Source organism: Streptomyces sp. CBMA123 (genome assembly GCF_014596465.1).
In the GTDB taxonomy this organism is placed as follows: Bacteria; Actinomycetota; Actinomycetes; order Streptomycetales; family Streptomycetaceae; genus Kitasatospora.
In genome coordinates, this window is sequence record NZ_MECK01000635.1 from 1 (window position 1) to 18,172 (window position 18,172).

The window sequence follows — 18,172 nt, forward strand, 5'->3', positions numbered from 1 at the left end:
GTGGGGGAGCGGGCGGTCGGCGGCGCGGAGGTGGCCGAGGCGCTCGGCGCCGAGTACCGCCCGGGCCGGCTCGCCGGGGCCCGTACGGCGGCCGCGGCCTCGGACACCCTGCGCGACTTCCAGGTGCCGATGCTGGTCGGCACCTGCTCGGCGATCGCCCACGGCTTCCTGGCCGGCCCGGGCGGGCCGGGTGACCTGGCGGCCCTGCTCGGCCGCCCGCCGCGCCCGGCCCTGGAGGTCATCGCGGGCCGGTAGTCCCGGCGCCGGAGGTCGGAGGCCGCAGGCCGGAGCCTCAGCCGAGGGCGGTGGGCTGCCGGGCGTCCAGGGGCTTGAGCGAGGAGGCCTGGAGCATGGCCGCGATGCCGGCGAACTCCTCGATCAGCGGGCTGCGCCGGCTGCGGTCCCAGGCGAGCGCCACCTGGCACGGAGGGAGGGCGTGCACGGGGAGGTGGGTGACGTCCGGGCGGGTGTAGAAGGTCGCGACGGACAGCGGGAGGACGACGAAGCCGTGGCCCGCGGCGACGTACTCCAGCTTCTCCTCGACGGTGCGGATGGTCTGGACGGAGGGCCGCGTGCGCCCGTTTAGCAGCGCGGACGCCGCGTGCGGGGGCAGCACCGCGTCGGGGTTCTGCAGCAGGTGCTCCCCGGCCAGGTCGGCGAGGGTGACCGCGTCGTGCCCGGCCAGCCGGTGGTCGGCCGGGAGCACCGCCACCCGTGGTTCGGCGAGCAGCGGCAGCACGGTCAGCCCGCGCTGGTCGACCGGCAGCCGGAGGTAGCCGACGTCCGCCCGGCCGTCCCTGATCACCTGGGCCTGGTCGTCCCAGCCGGTGCGGAACACCTCGACCGACAGCTCGGGGTGGCGCTGCGACATGACCCGGACCGCCGGGGTGACGATCAGGCCGGGCATGAAGCCGACGACGAAGCCGAGCGGTCCCGAGCCGGCGGCCAGAGCGACCCGCCGGCGGACCGCCTCGGCGTTCGCCAGCAGCGGCCCGGCGTCGGCGAGCAACTGCTCGCCGGCGGCGGTCAGTCGGGTGGTGCGCCGGGTGCGGACGAACAGCTGGGCACGTAACTCCCTTTCCAGTGCCATGATCTGACGGGACAGCACCGACTGGGCGATGTGCAGTTCCTCCGCCGCCCGGCCGAAGTGCTGCCGTTCCGCGACGGCCGTGAAGTAGCGCAGCTTCCGCAGGTCCAGGTCCACCGGGTCCTCCTCGGTCGTGATGCCCGCAGGGTATGACAGCTTCGGGAAAGAGTCTTGGACACCGGCAGTCCGACGACCGCATGGTGAGGGGGGAATCGCTGGTCCGACGGTGAGGGGAAGAGCTGATGATGCGCCTGGAGGAATCGGGTCTGGCCGGGAGGGCGGTGCTGCTGACCGGGGCGTCCGGCGGGATCGGCGGTGCGCTGGGCCGCCGGTTGATCTCGGCCGGTGCGCGGGTGGCCTTCGCGGCCGGCGGTCGGTACGCCGAGGCGAAACTGCTGGCCGAGGAGGCATGGGAGATCGGGCTCGACGCGGTCGCCCTGGAGGGCGACCTGGCTGATCCGCTGACGCCGGAGCGGCTGGTCCAGGAGGCCACGGACGCGCTCGGACCGATCGACGTGCTGATCCCCAACGCCGGCTACGCGCCTCGCCGGATCCGTCTCGCCGTCGACACCCGGACCTGGGACCGCACCCTCGCGGTGAACCTCCGCGCGCCCTTCCTGCTGGCCCAGGAGGTGATCCCGGCGATGATGGCGCGCCGCTACGGCCGGCTGGTCTTCATCTCCTCGACCGCCGCCTTCATCGGCGGCATCGTCGGCCCGCACTACGCGGCCTCCAAGGCCGGGCTGCACGGCCTGGTGCACGCCCTGGCGCCCCAGGTCGCCGGGCACGGGGTGACGGTCAACGCGGTGGCGCCGGCGCTGATCGAGAACACCCGGATGCTGCCCTCGCTCACCGAGGGCAGCCTCTCGCCCGCCGTCCCGGTCGGACGGTACGGGCGCCCGGAGGAGGTCGCCGACCTTGTGATGGCGGTGCTGCACAACGGCTACCTCACCGACCAGGTGATCGGGCTGAACGGCGGCATTCACCCCCGCTGACCGAACCCGGGCCGGAATCGGCGTAAATCGTCACGGTATTCGCGTGACCGCAGGTGGCGGTCGCTGGGGAATCGTGAAGAAATCGAGCCGAGGATTCCGGATGCGCCGGCAGGGCTGCTTGAGCGCGGAGAGAACCGCAGGTCAGGCAGGTCTTCCCGGTCAAGTCCGGTGCCCCGCTGATGTTTCGGCCGAAAACTCCAGAGTTAGTCTGGTCCTATGGAGAAGGCGATTGACAGTACGCATGCGAGGCACGTTCGACGGACGGAGCTGCGAGACTTCCTGCGGAGCCGCCGCGCCGCGCTCAAACCGGAGGACGTCGGATTACCCTCGGCCGGGTTCCGGCGCACCCCCGGGCTGAGGCGGGAGGAGGTGGCGGTGCTCGCCGGTATCGGGGTCTCCTGGTACACCTGGCTCGAACAGGGGCGGGACATCAAGGTCTCCCCGGACGTCGTGGACGCGGTGAGCCGGGCCCTGCGGCTGGGCGAGCCCGAGCGGGCCCACCTGTACCGGCTGGCCGGGCTCAACTCCCCACTGCCCCGCGACACCCACACCGAGGGGGTCCCGCCGAGGCTCCAGCGGATCGTCGACCGCTGGATGCCGTTCCCGGCCAAACTGGTCGACCGCTACGGCAACATCCCGGTCTTCAACGAGGCCGCCCGCGAGGTGTTCGGGCTGACCGAGGCGAACAACAACCAGGCGGTCCGGTTCTTCCTCGACACCGAGTGGCGCGCCAGGTTCCCGGACACCGAGGCGGTGGCCGGGGAGGTCATCGGATTCCTCCGGGACCAGGCGGCGCGCTACCCGGACGACCACCACTTCATGGACATCGCCCAACGGCTGCGCACCGAGAGCCCCTTGTTCCGCACGTTCTGGGACCGGCACGAGATCAGCCTGGCCACCCGGGCGACCAAGACCGTCCTGCACCCCCGCTGCGGCGCGCTGACCTTCGAGCACACCGCGCTGGACCTGAGCGAGGCGCCGCACCTCAGGCTGCACCTCTACGGGCCGGACGAGCAGACCGCCGCCTCCGCCCCGTTCAAGCTGCTGCTGCGTCAACTCTCCGATCAGGGCCGCGCGGTGGCCTGACCGGACCGCTCCGCCCCACGGGGGCGGGCGGGCGTTCCCCCAACGCCCGCCCGCCCCCGTCGTGCTGTCCGGTACCCGGTGCCTGGTGGTGCCACCACCACCATGATCCGACACTGCCACCAGGATCGCGGACGATCTAGCGTCGTCTCCGGGCGAAGGCGGCCCGGCCGGCGGGGAACGCGGGCCGGGCCCGGGGATTCGCCGTCCGACGAGCCGGAAGACCGGTCACAAGGGGGCGCAAGGTGAAGTTGGCAGTCTCGGGTACGTACTCGTCCGGCAAGACGTTCACGGTGATGGCGCTGTCGCATCTGACCGGCATGCCGAGGACGCTGGCCAAGACCATGCGGGAGATCCTTCCCGAAGCCCTGCCGGGCAAGGCACTCGCCGAGTGCACCCCGCCGGAGTTCCTCCAGCTGGTGATGCGCCGGCACGTCGAGCGCGCGGTGCACGAGAACCTCCTGAGCGACGGCTTCGTCTCCGACGGGTCCTCGCTGCAGGAGTGGATCTACGGCACGCTGCGGGTCCGGGCGGGCATCAACCCGACCGCCTCCGCCCACCTCCCGGAGGGCGAAGCCGTGGCCCGGACCGCCGAGATGGACTTCTTCGAGCAGGTGATGGTCCAGTACGGCAGCGCCTTCAAGCAGCACGTCGCCAAGACCTACGACACCTTCGTGCACCTGCGCAACGAGCTGCCGATCGTCGCGGACGGCCACCGGCCGATGAACGACCAGTTCCGGCGGCTCTGCGACGAGATGCTGCTGAGCAGCTTCGCCGAGATGGGGATGCCGTACCACGTGATCGGCGGCACGATCGCCGAGCGGCTGCAGCAGATCGTCAAGCTGCTCGACCTGCCGGCGCTGATCCCGGTGGACGAGGCGATCCGACGGGCGAAGGCGGACTACGGCGGGCAGGACCTGCGACTGGAGACCGAGCGGGTCCCCGCCGGAGTGCTGGGGGCGAAGTGAGCGCCACCGGGCGCCGGGCCGCCTTCTTCGACGTCGACGAGACCCTGACCACCGTGGTCAGCATGATCGGCTTCCTCCGGTTCGACCTGGCCGCCCGCGGCCTGCCGGACGCGGCGTTCGACGAGGCGATGGCCCGTCTCGCCGAAGCCCGGGCCAACGGCCGGCGGGAGGAGGCCAACCTGCTGTACTACCGGAACTACGCGGGGCGGCCGGAGGCCGAACTCGCCGAGCTGGGCCGGGAGTGGTTCGCCCGGGAACTCGCCGGCGGCTCGCTCTTCCACCGGCGCGCGCTGGCGGCCTTCCAGGGCCACCGGCGGCAGGGGCACCTGACGGTGCTGGTGTCCGGCTCCTTCCCGCCCTGCCTCGACCCGATCGGCCGTCACCTCGGCGCGGACCTGGTCATCTGCGCCCGGCCCACCGTCGCCGACGGCCGCTACACCGGAGAACTCCCGCACCCGATGATCGGCCGGTACAAGGCGGAGGCGCTCGCCGGGGCCGCCCGGACGCACGGGCTCGACCTCCCGCGCTCCTGGGCGTACGGGGACCACATCTCCGACCTGCCCCTGCTGGAGTCGGTCGGACACCCGGTCGTGGTCGCCAACGCCGACCGGGCGCTGGTGGACCAGGCCCGCGGCCGGGCGTGGACCTGCTGGGCCGACACCCCGGCCCCGCTGCCGGCCTGACCCGCGCCGCGCGCGGGCGATCCGCCACAGCGCCCTGTGCCCTGTGCCCCCGTGCCCTGTGCCCCGTTCCCCAACCACTCTCCCGGAGAACAGAGATGACCGAGCACCAGTCCGCCGACCCGCTGCGGAAGGAGGCCGGCGAGGTCTTCCGCCGCCTCGCCGGAGACACCGCCGCCGTGCCCTGGGAGGCGCTGGACGCGACCGCTCCGGCGCTCGCCGAGACCGTCGCCTTCGGCCTGGCCGAAGTGGTCGGCCGTCCCGGCCTCGACCTGCGCACCCGCCAGCTGGTGACGGTCGCCGTCCTGGCCGCCCTCGGCGGCTGCGAGGGCCAACTCGGCTTCCACGTCGGTGGAGCGCTGCGCAACGGCGCCACCGCCGAGGAGGTCGCCGAGACGCTGAGCCAGGTCGCGCTCTACGCCGGGGTGCCCCGGGCGATCAACGCCATGGGCGTCGCGCAGAGCGCCATCGAGAAGTTCCAGGACCGCTGACCGCGGTCACCGAGACGTGCCGGGACCGCCGACCGCGGTCACCGGGTGTTCCAGGACCGCCGACCGCGGCCACCGAGACGGAAGGACCCCACATGCCCGCCGACGAGCAGCCCCCGGCCCAGCCGGGCGCCGGTCGCGACCCCGCCCCGCAGGTGCTGATCGTGGGCGCCGGACCCATCGGCATGGCGCTGGCCTGCGAACTCCTCCAGCAGGACGTGAACGTCAGGCTGATCGACCGTCAGGAGCGGATCGACACCAGCGACCCGCACTCCAAGGCGGTCCTCGTCTGGCCGCGCAACCTGGAGATGCTCCGGCGGATCGGAGTCGCCGACGCCCTCGTCCGGGAGGGCCGGCGGACCACCGGCCTCAGCTACTACTCCGAGGGCCGGCTGCTCGGCACCGCCGACCTCAGCACCCTCGACGACTCGCCGTACCCCTTCATCCTGGCGCTGCCGCAGCGCGACACCGAGCGTGTCCTGCGCGGGCGCCTGGCCGAGCTCGGCGGGGTCGTCGAGCGCGGGGTGGAACTGGTCTCGCTGGACGGTTCCGGGGCCCGCCCGCGGGCCGTGCTCAAGCACTCCGACGGCACCGGCGAGACCGTCGAGCCGCACTGGCTGATCGGCGCGGACGGACCGGCCAGCACTGTGCGGAGCGAACTCGGGATCCGCTTCGACGGCGAGGAGATCGACGTCACCTACGCCATCGGCGACGTACCGCTCTCCGGGGACGTCCCGCCGCTCGGCCAGTACTACTACTGTCGCGACGGCGTCGCCGCGATCGTGCCGCTGAGCAACGGCAGCTACCGCTTCGCCGCCACCACCCCGCACCGGCGCGAGGAGGACGGCAACCCCTCGCGCGAGTTGATCCAGCACATCCTCAGCTCCCGCTCCCGGCGCGACATCCAGGTCGGCACACCGGACTGGACCCGGGCCTTCCGCCCGCGGCTCGGCATCGCCGAGACCTTCAGCAAGGGCCGGTGCTTCCTGGTCGGCGACGCCGCGCACGTGGTGAGCCCGGCCGGCGGCCAGGGCCTCAACGTCGGCCTGATGGACGTCGCCAACCTCGGCTGGAAGCTGGCCGGCGTGGTCAACGGCACCCTGCGGGAGTCGGTCCTGGAGAGCTACGCCCCCGAGCGGCAGGCCGGCACCACCCGGCTCTCGCGCACCTCGGCGGCGCAGGCCCGGTTCGCGCTCCAGCGCAGCGCGGGGCGGATCGCCGTGCGCGACACGCTGTTCACCCTCGCCTGCAAGACCGGGCTGGTCAGCCGGATGGTCGTGCCGCTGCTGAGCCAGGTCGACGTCAGCTACGGCCGGCTCGCCACCGAGCCGATCCTGCTGCGCCACCCGCGGCCGATCGAGCCCGGCCAGCGCGTCCCGATGTTCGTCCCGCCGGAGCCGGACTCGGGCATGCCGACCCTCGACCCCGCGTACTACACCGTGCTGCTCTGGCCCGGGCGGCGCCCGAAGGCCGACTGGGCGCAGCGGGCCCGGTCGCTGAGCGGGAAGCTCGACCCCGGGATCACGGTGCGCGACCTCGCGCGGGTCTCCGGCGGGCCGGCCCGGATCCTCGACCGCACCTTCGGCCGGAACCCCGCCTTCGCGGTGGTCCGCCCCGACGGCCACCTCGCGCTGCTGGCCGGCGCGGACCGCCCCGACCAGGTGCTCCGGTTCCTGCGCGCTGCCCGGCCGGCCGGCTCCGACACCCCCTGACCCCCCGCACACCGTCCTGACGGAAGGACAGGGAAGGACAGCCATGACCCCCCGAACCCCGGCCCACGACACGGAGCCGGCGTCACCCCCCGCCCCGACCGGCCCGGCAGCCGGTCCCGGCGCGGGCATCGACCCCCGCCTGGTGACCCTGTTCGCCTGGGCCTGCGGTCTCGCGGTCGCCAACCTGTACTACGTGCAACCGCTGCTCAACGGGATCGCCGACGCCTTCCGGCTCGGCAGCGGGTCGGCCTCCCTGGTCACCACCGTCGGCCAGCTCGGGTACGCGGCCGGGCTCGCCCTGCTGGTGCCCCTCGGGGACGTCACGGAACGCCGCCGGATCGTCGTGGTGATGCTCACCGTGACGGCCGTCGCCTGCGCCGTCGCCGCGGCCGCGCCCGACTTCGCCGTGCTGGTCGCGGCGATGGCGGTGCTGTCGATGTGCACCGTGGTCGGGCCCATGCTGGTCGCCTTCGCGGCCTCCCTGGCCGGCGCGGAGGAGCGGGGCAAGGTCTCCGGACGGGTGATGAGCGGGCTGCTGCTGGGCATCCTCTTCGCCCGGACCGGCAGCGGGCTGCTCGGCGGCTGGGCCGGCTGGCGGGCGGTGTTCGTCGCCGCCGGGGTGCTCACCCTGCTGCTGGCCGCCGTGTTGAGGCTCCGGCTGCCGAAGGTCGAGCCGGCCGCCCGGCTCCCCTACCCGGCGCTGCTCCGCTCGGTCCTGACCATCCTGCGGGAGGAACCGGTGCTGCGGCGGCGCTGCCTGCTCGGCTTCGTCACCTTCGCCGGGTTCAACGCCTTCTGGGCCTCCGTCGCCTTCCTGCTCGCCCGGCCGCCGTACGACTTCGACGCGGCGCTGATCGGCCTGGTCGGTCTGGTCGGCGCGGTCGGGGCGTACGCGGCCCGGATCGCCGGCCGGTTCGCCGACCGGCGGCTGGACCGTGTGACCACCGGCGTCCTGCTGGCGGTGGTGCTCGCCGGCTGGGGCCTGCTCGCGCTGAACGGAGGGCACTGGCTGGTCGCCCTGCTGCTCGGGGTGGTCCTGCTCGACCTGGGTGTCCAGGGCGTCCAGGTCACCAACCTCAGCGTGATCTACCGGCTGCGGGCCGACGCGCGCAGCCGGATCACCACCGCCTACACCACCACCTACTTCATCGGCGGCTTCGCCGGATCCGCCGCCTCGGGCGCCGCCTACGCGGCGGCGGGCTGGGGCGCGGTGTGCGCGGTGGGAGCCGCGCTGGCCCTGCTGGCCCTGCTGGTGTGGGCGGTCGACGCCCGGGCCGGCGCCGGGTCGGCCGCCGCATGACCGGGGCCGGGGCTCGCCCCGGCCCCCACCGGCCGGACGGACCGATCCGCCCGGCCACCGAACCGAACGACGACGGCCCGACCCCCGGGCCGTCACCGGAGACACTGGGAGAATTGCCTTGACCACTCAGCGGACCCTGGTCCGTGGCGGCTGGATCGTCACGATGGACGCCCAGAACCGCGAATTCCCCACGGGCGACGTGCTCATCGAGGACGGCCGGATCACGGCCGTCGGGACCGACCTCCAGCCGGCCCCCGACACCGAGGTGATCGACGCCTCGGGCACCTTCGTCCTGCCCGGCCTGGTGGACGCCCACCGGCACACCTGGCAGAGCAGCCTCCGGCAGTCCGACTCCGAGGCCTCGATCATGGAGTACGTCGGTCAGACCCTGATCGGCCTCGGCGACAAGGTCCGCCCGGAGGACGTCTACGCGGGCACCTACCTCGGCGCGCTCACCGCGCTCAACGCGGGCATCACCACGGTGCTCGACTGGGCCCACGCGATGAACTCGCCCGAGCACGCCGACGCCGCCGTCCGGGCCCTCCAGGACGCGGGCGTGCGCGCCGTGTTCGGCCACGCCTGGCCGATCGGCTCGAAGCTCGACTTCGCCGCCACCCACCCGCTCGACATCCGCCGCGTCCGCGAGCAGCTGCTCCCCTCGGACGACGGGCTGGTCACCCTCGCGATGGCCGCCAAGGGCCCGGACTACTCCGGCATCGACAACGCGGTCAAGGACTTCGCCCTCGCCCGCGAGCTCGGCGTCCCGATCACCACGCACCTGTCCACCGGCAGCCCCAGCCCCGAGCACCAGGGCGTCCAGCTGCTCCACCAGGCCGGCCTGCTCGGCCCGGACGTCAACCTGGCGCACGTCAACGGCGCCGAGCCCGACGCGCTCAAGCTGCTCGCGGACTCCGGCACCACCGTGTCGATCTGCCCGCAGATCGAGCTCACCATGCCCGGACTGGGCCGCAACGTGGCCGTGCGCCGGCTGCGCACCGCGGGCGTCAACCCCGGTCTCGGCATCGATACCGAGATGGAGTCCAGCGGCGACCTGTTCACCCAGATGCGCTTCGCGCTGGCCGCCGACCGCGCCGACACGCCGGAGGGCGAGCCGGTGCTGCCCGCCCAGGCCGTGCTGCGGATGGCGACCGTCGAGGGCGCCCGCGCCGTCCACCTCGGCGACCGGACGGGCTCCATCGAGCCGGGCAAGGCCGCCGACCTGGTGCTGGTCCGCGCCGACGACATCGACCTGGCTCCGGTCACCACCGCCGCCGAGTCGCTGGTCCTCGCCGCCCACACCGGCAACGTGGACACCGTCCTGGTGGCCGGCCGGGTCGTCAAGCGCGGTGGCCGCCTGCTGGCCGACACCGCCCGGGCCCGTCAGCTGGCCGTAGCCTCGGCCGCCCACCTGCGGGGCACCGAGCAGTGACCGACCGCGTGCCCGCCCCGGCCGGGGCGGGCACGCACCCACCGCCGCCCGCCGTAGCCCGTAGGAGAGGAACAGCCTGTGAGTGCCGACGTCGTCCGTCTCGCCGACGTGCGCGCCGCCCGCGCGACGCCGGCCGCGCGGCCGGTCCGGCTGTTCTGCTTCCACCACGCGGGCGGCAGCACCGCCTCGTTCGCCGGCTGGCAGCGGCGGCTGGGGTCGCGGGTCGAGGTCGTCGCGGTCCGGCTGCCGGAGCGGGACGGGCCCGGCAGCGGACCCCACCGGGACCTCGCCGCGCTCGCCCGGGCCCTGCAGGCGCAGCTCGGTGCGCAGTTGGACGAACCGTACCTGTGCTACGGCCACAGCATGGGCTCGCTGGTCGCGTACCACCTGGTCCGGTTCCTGGCCGCGACCGGGCGCCGGCTGCCGCAACGGCTGCTGGTGGGCGCCCACTCGGCGCCGCACCTGCCGCTCCCGCTGGAGTCGGCGCTGCACCTGGACGACGCCTGGCTCATGCGCCGGCTGGCCGCGTTCGACGGTCTGCCGGAGGCCGTCCGCAGCTGCCCGGACCGGCTCGCCGAGCACCTCGCCCAGGTCCGGGCCGGCCTGGAACTGTGCGAGAGCCGTCGGCACACCGACCTCAGCTACCAACTGCCCTGCCCCATCGACGTCTTCGCCGGTGCCGACGACCCCCTGGTGGCGGTGGCGGACGCGGCCGCCTGGTCCGAGCACTCCATGCGGGGCGGGACCCTCCAGGTGGTCCCCGGCGGGCACTTCTTCCAACGACAGTCCAAGGACGCATTCTTCACGCGGCTCGCAGCCGTGATCGACAACCACGGGGGAGTGAGATGATCGGCACGACACAGACGCCGGGCGCACCGGCCCGCACCACGGTGGACGATTACCTCGGCGCGGGGGAGCGCCGCTTCTTCGGCAGCGGCTACCGCAGGGCGCGGCAGCGGCTGACCGACATCCGGATCAGCTCGCAGGCCGACGGCACCGGTACGGTGCTGGCCCGCGGAGCCGTCGAGTACCCGGCCGACTGGTCCCGCAAGGGCGGCACCGACCAGGCCCCGCACCTGAGCAGCATCGACGCCCTGCTGATCGCGGGGGAGGCCGCCGAACTGCACCTGACGCACACGTTCGGCCTGGGCGCCGAGCAGCGCGGCCGGCTCCGGCTGCGCCGGGTGCGGCTGAAGGCCGGGACCAAGCCGGTGGAGGAGGAGCTGGGGGGCTTCGCCGTCCGCGCCACCGCCGCCCGGCCGTCCGGGCACTCGACCGTGGTGGACTGCCAGGTCGGCGAGTTGCGGGCCCGCCTGGAGGTCGAGCACCCGCAGCTCCCGGCCGGCGCCGCCCGGACCGCCCGCTGCGACTCGCCCGACGTACTGCTCGGGCCGGCCCCGCTGCGGCCCTTCGCCGCCGCGCACCGGAGCAGGGCGCAGACCATCGAGGACCTGCGGGTGGACCTGTCCGCCCGGCGGGCGACCGCCCTGCTCGGCAGCCGCGCGGTGGAGCCGCCGGCCGGCCCGGTGGGCGGGCTGGAGAGCTACAGCCACGGGTCGGTCTCGGTCATCGACGCCTTCGTCGGCGCGATCCAGCTGGGCCAGATCCTGATCTACGGACTGGACGACGTCCCCCGCGCCGAGAGCGACACGCTCTGGATGCGGCAGACCGTGCTGGAGATCGGCGACCCGCACCGGCCGGTGGCCGGCCCGGCGCCGCTGTCCGTGGAACTGGTCGAACCGCGGCTGCTCACCACCAGGGAGGGGGAGGACTGGCGCGTGGTCGACATCGCCGCGGCCTTCGAACACCTCCGGATCCGCTGTGCGGCGACCCACCGGCTGCCGGCCGGCCGGGTCCGCGACGACCGGGCGGAGGTGGCGGTGTGACCAGGGCCGCGGTACTGGAGGGGCTCGGCGCGATGGTGCCGCCGAGGATCGTCTCCAACGACGAGATCGGCGAGCTGGTCGGCAGCGACGACACCTGGATCCGGACCAGGACCGGCATCCGGCAACGGCACTGGGCCGACCCCGGTACGGTCACCGGCGATCTCGCGATCACCGCCGGACAGCGGGCGATGGAGTCCGCCGGGGGCGGTACGGTCGGCCTGGTGGTGCTCGCGACCAGCACCCCCAACCAGCCGATGCCCGCCACCGCACCGGAGATCGCCCACCGGCTGGGCCTCGGCGAGCCCTGGGCGTACGACCTCTCGGCGGCCTGCACCGGCTGGGTCTACGGGATGGCCAACGCCGTCGGTGCGATCTCGGCCGGCCTGGTCGACCGGGCGCTGGTGATCGGGGCCGACATCTGGTCCACCCGGCTGAACCACCGGGACCGGGCCTCGGCGATCATCTTCGGCGACGGGGCCGGCGCGGCGGTGCTGCGGGCCGGTGATCCGGACGAGCCGGGCGCGTTCCGGGGCTTCGACCTCGGCAGCGACGGTGAGCACCACGATCTGGCCCGGCTGGCGGTCGGCGGCTCCCGGCAGCGCTCCCACCGGCAGCCGCCGACGGAGGAGGACAACCTGCTCGCCATGCGCGGCAAGGACCTGTTCTCCCACGCGGTCGAGCGGATGAGCTCCTCCTCGGCGAAGCTGCTGGACCGGATCGGCTGGGAGGTCGGGGACGTCGACTGGTTCGCCGGTCACCAGGCCAACTCCCGGATCCTGTACGCGGTCTCCGACCTGCTGAAGGTGCAGCGCGAGCGGGTCCTGCTGCACATCGACCGGGTGGGCAACACCTCGGCGGCCTCCATTCCGCTGGCGATGACCCACGCCGCCGCGGCCGGGACCTTCGGTGTCGGCGACCGCATCCTCTCCAGCACCTTCGGGGTCGGTCTCAACTGGGGCTCCACCGCCCTGACCTGGCCCGACATCACGGTGGACGGCGTCCTCGGAGACTGAGGCGCAGCTCCCCGGCGCGCCCCCCACCCCATCCGAACGACGTACCGAGGCCGGCCCGGGCAGGGCCGGCCGGCATCGAAAGGCGAGAACCCATGAGCGCAGTGGCCGACCGGATCGTCGGACTCCTGGTGGAGAAGTTCGCGGTGGAGGGCGAGGTCACGCCCGCCACCCGGTTCTCCGACATCGACATCGACTCCCTGGTCATGCTCGAACTCTCCGTCATCCTGGAGCACGAGTACGGCCGACGGATACCGGGCGACGAACTGATGGACGCGGGCAACGCGGACGCGATAGCGGATCTGCTGACGGCCGCCCGCTGAACCCCGCCCGCCGGCCGTACCCCGAACCGCCGGGACCTCACACCCGCGAACAACCCCGAACAACCCCGAACGTCCCCGAACAAGCCCGAGCAACCTCGAAAGGTACCTGCTGCCATGCGCCCGATCAGACGTCTCGTCCGCGCCGCCGCCGCACTGGCCCTGGCCTCCGCGGTCGTCCCGGTCGCGACCTCCCCGGCCCACGCCGCCGGCACGACCACGACCGTCTTCACCGACGACTTCCAGAGCGGTTTCGACACCTCCGCCGCCGGCAAGTGGCAGCTCTGGCCCGCGCCCGGCATGCCGAGCGGTGACGGCATCCCCAGTACGGACGCGAACGGGCTGCACGTGATACCGAGCGGGACCGACCCGGCCACCGGGAACCCGGCCTTCGCCTTCACCACCGCCCAGCAGACCGCCGGCGGCGCCGGCGACCGCGACCACACCAAGTGGCTGACCTTCGCCAACCACAACTCCACGGCGGGCTTCGCCGGTTACGACACCCCGGCCGCCGGCAGCTGGACCTGCGACGCCAACCTGTCGGTGACCACCCGCAAGACCGGGGCCAACCCGTTCGGCGTGAACGCCACCGACGCCCAGTCCGACCTCCGGCTCGCCAACGGCGCGATGGTCGTGGCCGACCTGGAGACGGGCGTGCTGATGGACTTCCACGTCACCGACAACACGGTGTACGCCTGGTACGAGCGGCTGCGCTACCCCAACACCACGTACTCGGCCTTCGCCTACGCGGTGCCGGTGGCGACCATCTCCAAGGGCGCGTCCCTGAACTACCGGATCGTGCTGGACGACAGCCGCACCCGTGCGACCTGGATGATCGACGGCATCCCGGTGTACAGCGTGTCCGGCCTCGGCGCCCGCCCGGCCGACCGGTCCCACCTGGTCACCGACCACGGCGGCACCGACCAGGCCGTCGCGCCGCGCCAACTCCTGTGCGGCCTGGGGACGTTCACCATCATGGACGGCGCCGGCCAGGACGGCCGCGGGCTCGTCCGGCTGGACACCACCCCGGGCTACTACTACGCCCCGCTGAGCGGCCGGCCGGCCCCGCAGACCTTCGTCGACCCGAACAGCCGGCCGGGCGACCGGCTCTGGGGCCAGGGCGCGGAGATCTCCTCCTCGTACCTGACCGTCACCACCACCCAGTGATCTCCGGCCCGGCGCACGGCCCGGAACCCGTGCGCCGGGCCGGGACTCCCCGGTCCTCAGCCGCCCATGGCTCCCCGGCCCTTCCCCGGCCCTCAGCCGCCCAGGACGGCGATCCGCCCGGTGCTGCGCCCGTCGGCGACCAGCTGGACGGCCGTCGCGGCCTCGGCCAGTGGCACCCGGGCGCTGATCAGGGGCCGGACGACGCCCTGGTCGGCGAGCTTCGTCAGCTCGTCATGGGCGGCGCGGACGGCCTGCGGGTCGTGGGTGTTGTAGAGGCCCCAGTGCAGGCCGAGGATCGCGTAGTTCTTCACCAGGGCGTGGTTGAGCGCCGGTGCCGGGATCTGCCCGGCCGCGAAGCCGACCACCACGATCCGGCCCTCGAAGGCCACGCACCTGGTGGAGCCGGTGTAGGCGTCGCCGCCGACCGGGTCGAAGACCACGTCCGCGCCGCGCCCGCCGGTGAACTCCTTGACGGCGGCGACGAAGTCCTGGCCGGTCCGGTCCACCACCAGGTCGGCGCCGAGCGCCCGGGCCGCCTCGGCCTTCGCGGGCCCGCCGACCACGGCGACCACCCGGGCCCCAGCGGCCCGGCCGAGCTGGACGGCTGCGCTGCCGACCCCGCCGGCCGCCGCGTGCACCAGCAGGGTCTCCCCGGCCCGCAGCCGGGCTCGGCGGTGCAGGGCGAACCAGGCGGTCTGGTAGCCGATGTGCAGCGCCGCCGCCTCGGCGTCGTCCAGCGCCTCGGGCGCCGGGAAGGCGGCCGCGGCGTCCAGCAGCGCGTACTCGGCGAAGGCGCCGTGCGGCAGCACCGGGTTGCCGATCAGCCGCTCGCCCCGCCGGGGGCCCTCGGCGACCTCGCCGCACAGCTCCACCCCCGGGGTGAACGGCAGCGGCGGGCGGACCTGGTAGTGCCCGCGCACCATCAGGGCGTCCGGGAAGTTCACCGCCGCCGCCCGGACCCGGACCAGCAGCTGCCCCGGGCCCGGCACCGGCCGGGCGACGTCGTCGGCGAGCCGCAGCACGGCGGCCGGCTCACCCAGTTCGTGCACCTGCCAGGCCCTCACAGTGCTCCGCCCTTCTCCAGGTCCTGCTGGAGCCGGTTCATCCCGGCGATCCAGCGCTCCGGTTCGGTGGCCCGGACGCGGTAGTACTCGGCGGTCCCGGGGTGCGGCAGGATCAGGAAGCGCTCCTCGCGCAGCGCGTCCAGCGTCGCCTCGGCGACGTCCTCCGGGTCCAGCGCGGTCGGCGCGAGCAGCGCCTCGCCGACGGCGCCGGTGGAGGCCAGCATGTCGGTGCGCACTCCCTGGGGGCAGAGCGCGTGCACCCGTACGCCGCGGTGGCGGTAGGTGGCGGAGAGCCACTCGGCGAAGGCGAGCGCGCCGTGCTTGCTGACCGCGTACGGGGCCGAGCCGAGCATGGTGAGCAGCCCGGCGGCGGAGACGGTGGCCAGGAAGCGGCCCCGGCCGCGTTCCAGCCAGCGGGGGAGCAGCAGCTCGGCGGCCCGGACGTGGGCCATGACGTTGACCTCCCAGGCGCTCGCCCAGGCCGCGGCCGGTGCGTCGGCGCCGCCGACCGGGGCGACACCCGCGTTGGCGCACCACACGTCGATCTCGCCGAGTTCGGCGCGGGCCCGGTCGACCAGGGCGGCCAGGCCGGTGGCGGAGGCGGCGTCGCCGGGCAGGGCGGTGCCGCCGCAGTCCCGGGCGACCGTGTGGGCGGCCTCGGCGTCCAGGTCGTTGACCACCACCCGGGCGCCGGCCGCGGCGAAGGCCCGGGCCAGCGCGGCGCCGATGCCCCGGCCGGCGCCGGTGACCACCACGCCCTGGCCGGTCAGGTCGGTGGTCACATGCCACCGCCGAGGGTGACCCCGCCGTCCACCACCAGGGTCTGGCCGGTGATCCAGCCGGCCTCGGGGGAGAGCAGGAAGGCGACCGCGCCCGCGACGTCCTCGGGGACGCCGAGCCGGCCCAGCGGGTAGGCCTTGGCGACCTTCTCCTCCCGGCCCTCGTACAGCGCCTCGGCGAACCTGGTCTTCACGACGGCGGGGGCGACGGCGTTGACCCGGATGCCCTGGGGGCCCAGCTCGGCGCCGAGCTCGGTGGTGAGCCGGATCAGCGCGGCCTTGCTGATGCCGTACATGCCGATCCCGAGCGAGGCGCGGATGCCGGCGATCGAGGCGACGTTGACGATCGAGCCGCCGTGCTCGCCCATCCAGGCGGCGTGCGCCCGGCGGGTCCAGGCCAGCGGGCCGAGCACGTTGACGGCGAAGATCTTGGCGGCGGCGGCCTCGTCGGTCTCCAGGACCGGGCCGTACACCGGGTTGATGCCGGTGTTGTTGACCAGGTGGTCGAGGCGTCCGAAGGCCTCCAGGGTGCGGGTGACCGCCTCCTCCTGGTGGGCCGGGTCGTCGGCCTTGCCCGCGACGGCGATCGCGTTGTCCGGGCCGCCCAGGTCGCGGACGGCCTCGGCCAGCGGCTCGGGGTTGCGGGCGGTGAGGCAGACCTTGGCGCCGCGGTCGACCAGTTCGCGGGCGATGCCGAGGCCGATGCCGCGGCTCGATCCGGTCACGACGGCCACCCGGCCCTTGAAGGAGTGCACCACGGAGGGTCCTGCCTTTCCGGTCTGCTCTACGTTGCTGCTGCACACTGCTGCTTCACGTCGCTGCCTCATGCCGCTGCTTCGTGCCGCTGCTTCATGGGCGCTGACTAAGCGCTTGCTCAGCATGCTGTCGGTGCGGGAGCCTGTCAACAGTCCGCCCGGGCCCGCCGGACGGCCGACGGGAAAGCCTGTACGAGTTCTCTGCGAGGATGACGCCATGACCAGCACGCCCATCGCCGACCTCTGGCCGACCCTGCCCGGCGCCGACACCCGCCCCGAGGCGGCGTACCGGCTGCTCCAGGCGGCCGTCGAGTCGTTCGCGGAGCGCGGCTTCCACGCCACCACCACCCGGGACATCGCCACCGCCGCGGGGATGAGCCCCGCCGCGCTGTACATCCACTACCAGTCCAAGGCCGCCCTGCTCGCCGAGATCAGCCGGGCCGGGCACGCCGCCACCCTCGCCCTGGTGCGGGAGGCGGTGGCCGGGGACGGCGGCCCGGCGGAGCGGATGCGTCGGCTGGTCGAGCAGTTCACCGCCTGGCACGCCCGGGCCCGGACCGTCGGCCGGGTGGTCAACTACGAGCTGCACGCCCTGCCCGAGGACGACTACGCGCTGGTCGCGGCGCTGCGCCTGGACATCGAGCGCGAGGTCAGCGTGCTGATCGAGGCGGGCGCGGCGGCCGGGGAGTTCGAGGTCTCCGAGGTGCGCACGGCGGCCCGCGCGGTCACCTCGCTGGGCATCGACGTCTCCCGCTGGTACACCGAGCGCTCCTCCGAGACCCCGGAGGAACTCGGCCGCCGCTACGGTGAGTTGGTGCTGCGGATGCTCGGCGCCCGGCTCTGACCGCAGGCCCCTGCGGCCGCCCTTGACCAAACTCCGAGGGTGCGGGCAGACTCGTATACGAAGTACGTGTGCCTCGTAGGCGTACAGCGCCGATGTCGGCGCGTTCCCGGCCCGGTCAACGGACCCCGGCGCGGTTTCCGTCGCCGCGCACCCCCAGCAGTGCCTCCTGCGGCGACCGCGCCCCGACCGGTGGCGCCGACGGGAGCCGACCCCCGACCCGGGCCGACCGGCGGACCGGTCGAGCGCGTGGCGCGTCGGGCGCGGCCCGGACGGAGGGAGAGGGGAGGCGCAACGATGCCTTCCCGGCAGGGAAAGCCCCGGCAAGGAATCCCCCAGCAGAGCTCCAGCCCGGTCCGGCCCCGCTTCTGGCTGGAGACGGCCCTCGGCGGGCTGTCCGGGCTGTTGTTCCTGCTCACCCTGGTGTGGCCGCAGTGGATCGAGACGCTCCTCGGCGTCGATCCGGACGCCGGCAGCGGCGCGGCCGAGTGGCTGGTGGTCGCCCTGGCGGCCGCCGTCACGGCGGCCTGTCTGCTCGGCGCGCGGATCGAGTGGCGCCGGGCGCACCCGGCCGCGGCCCGCGCCGCGCGGTGAGCGGAGAGGAGAGC

At 74.1% G+C, this 18,172-nt stretch carries 19 protein-coding genes and 1 pseudogene; 16 read left to right on the forward strand and 4 right to left on the reverse strand.

Going from position 1 to position 18,172, the window contains the following annotated elements; genetic code table 11:
- Nucleotides 1-255, forward strand: a pseudogene (locus BG452_RS43960) (NmrA family transcriptional regulator); the annotation flags it as partial.
- A 37-nt stretch (nt 256-292) separates the two neighbouring features.
- Here the strand turns inward: BG452_RS43960 and BG452_RS43965 are convergent.
- Nucleotides 293-1,204: a LysR family transcriptional regulator gene (locus tag BG452_RS43965; protein WP_188310004.1), complete on the reverse strand. Its 912-nt coding sequence runs from the start codon at nt 1,202-1,204 to the stop codon at nt 293-295.
- A 125-nt stretch (nt 1,205-1,329) separates the two neighbouring features.
- Here BG452_RS43965 and BG452_RS43970 point away from each other — a divergent pair, with 125 nt between their 5' ends.
- From BG452_RS43970 to BG452_RS44030, 13 genes are all read left to right on the forward strand, one after another.
- Entirely contained in the window at nt 1,330-2,082 is a 753-nt protein-coding gene (locus tag BG452_RS43970; RefSeq protein ID WP_223243637.1) for an SDR family NAD(P)-dependent oxidoreductase, read from the forward strand.
- A gap of 216 nt (nt 2,083-2,298) precedes the next feature.
- On the forward strand, nt 2,299-3,168 hold the full coding sequence (locus BG452_RS43975) for a helix-turn-helix transcriptional regulator (protein WP_188310005.1): 870 nt from the start codon (nt 2,299-2,301) through the stop codon (nt 3,166-3,168).
- A 242-nt stretch (nt 3,169-3,410) separates the two neighbouring features.
- Complete coding sequence (locus BG452_RS43980; RefSeq protein ID WP_188310006.1) at nt 3,411-4,133, forward strand: AAA family ATPase; 723 nt, start codon at nt 3,411-3,413, stop codon at nt 4,131-4,133.
- Nucleotides 4,130-4,816: an HAD family hydrolase gene (locus BG452_RS43985; RefSeq protein WP_188310007.1), complete on the forward strand. Its 687-nt coding sequence runs from the start codon at nt 4,130-4,132 to the stop codon at nt 4,814-4,816. The genes BG452_RS43980 and BG452_RS43985 overlap by 4 nt, the downstream gene beginning before the upstream one ends.
- A 95-nt stretch (nt 4,817-4,911) precedes the next feature.
- Nucleotides 4,912-5,304 (forward strand): carboxymuconolactone decarboxylase family protein, encoded by a 393-nt coding sequence (locus tag BG452_RS43990; RefSeq protein WP_188310008.1) that lies wholly within the window; start codon nt 4,912-4,914, stop codon nt 5,302-5,304.
- 92 nt (nt 5,305-5,396) lie between these two features.
- Entirely contained in the window at nt 5,397-7,013 is a 1,617-nt protein-coding gene (locus BG452_RS43995; RefSeq protein ID WP_188310009.1) for an FAD-dependent monooxygenase, read from the forward strand.
- A gap of 43 nt (nt 7,014-7,056) precedes the next feature.
- Complete coding sequence (locus tag BG452_RS44000) at nt 7,057-8,313, forward strand: MFS transporter (protein ID WP_188310010.1); 1,257 nt, start codon at nt 7,057-7,059, stop codon at nt 8,311-8,313.
- A 118-nt stretch (nt 8,314-8,431) separates the two neighbouring features.
- The gene (locus BG452_RS44005) at nt 8,432-9,742 is read left to right on the forward strand and encodes an amidohydrolase family protein (RefSeq protein WP_188310011.1); all 1,311 of its coding nucleotides are present in this window, start codon (nt 8,432-8,434) and stop codon (nt 9,740-9,742) included.
- 78 nt (nt 9,743-9,820) lie between these two features.
- Complete coding sequence (locus BG452_RS44010; RefSeq protein WP_188310012.1) at nt 9,821-10,591, forward strand: thioesterase II family protein; 771 nt, start codon at nt 9,821-9,823, stop codon at nt 10,589-10,591.
- Nucleotides 10,588-11,628, forward strand: a complete 1,041-nt coding sequence (locus tag BG452_RS44015) for an AvrD family protein (protein ID WP_188310013.1) — start codon at nt 10,588-10,590, stop codon at nt 11,626-11,628. Before BG452_RS44010 ends, BG452_RS44015 begins: the two co-directional genes overlap by 4 nt.
- Nucleotides 11,625-12,641 (forward strand): 3-oxoacyl-ACP synthase III family protein, encoded by a 1,017-nt coding sequence (locus BG452_RS44020; protein ID WP_188310014.1) that lies wholly within the window; start codon nt 11,625-11,627, stop codon nt 12,639-12,641. Before BG452_RS44015 ends, BG452_RS44020 begins: the two co-directional genes overlap by 4 nt.
- A gap of 92 nt (nt 12,642-12,733) precedes the next feature.
- Entirely contained in the window at nt 12,734-12,961 is a 228-nt protein-coding gene (locus tag BG452_RS44025) for an acyl carrier protein (RefSeq protein ID WP_188310015.1), read from the forward strand.
- A 114-nt stretch (nt 12,962-13,075) separates the two neighbouring features.
- A complete protein-coding gene (locus tag BG452_RS44030; RefSeq protein ID WP_223243638.1) occupies nt 13,076-14,125 on the forward strand; it encodes a DUF6081 family protein in 1,050 nt (349 codons plus the stop codon).
- A gap of 92 nt (nt 14,126-14,217) precedes the next feature.
- Here the strand turns inward: BG452_RS44030 and BG452_RS44035 are convergent, their stop codons facing one another.
- Genes BG452_RS44035 through BG452_RS44045 form a run of 3 tightly spaced genes read right to left on the reverse strand, consistent with a single transcriptional unit; the run spans nt 14,218 to nt 16,726 of the window.
- The gene (locus BG452_RS44035; protein WP_188310016.1) at nt 14,218-15,189 is read right to left on the reverse strand and encodes an NADPH:quinone oxidoreductase family protein; all 972 of its coding nucleotides are present in this window, start codon (nt 15,187-15,189) and stop codon (nt 14,218-14,220) included.
- Nucleotides 15,186-15,971, reverse strand: a complete 786-nt coding sequence (locus tag BG452_RS44040; RefSeq protein ID WP_188310017.1) for an SDR family NAD(P)-dependent oxidoreductase — start codon at nt 15,969-15,971, stop codon at nt 15,186-15,188. Before BG452_RS44040 ends, BG452_RS44035 begins: the two co-directional genes overlap by 4 nt.
- Entirely contained in the window at nt 15,968-16,726 is a 759-nt protein-coding gene (locus tag BG452_RS44045) for an SDR family oxidoreductase (protein ID WP_317621520.1), read from the reverse strand. The genes BG452_RS44040 and BG452_RS44045 overlap by 4 nt, the downstream gene beginning before the upstream one ends.
- 214 nt (nt 16,727-16,940) lie before the next feature.
- Here BG452_RS44045 and BG452_RS44050 point away from each other — a divergent pair, with 214 nt between their 5' ends.
- Nucleotides 16,941-17,567 carry a TetR/AcrR family transcriptional regulator gene (locus BG452_RS44050; RefSeq protein ID WP_188310018.1) on the forward strand — a complete coding sequence of 209 codons (627 nt, stop codon included), beginning with the start codon at nt 16,941-16,943 and terminating at the stop codon, nt 17,565-17,567.
- Between the two features lie 294 nt (nt 17,568-17,861).
- On the forward strand, nt 17,862-18,158 hold the full coding sequence (locus BG452_RS44055) for an ABC transporter permease (protein ID WP_188310019.1): 297 nt from the start codon (nt 17,862-17,864) through the stop codon (nt 18,156-18,158).
- Nucleotides 18,159-18,172: the final 14 nt, after the last annotated feature.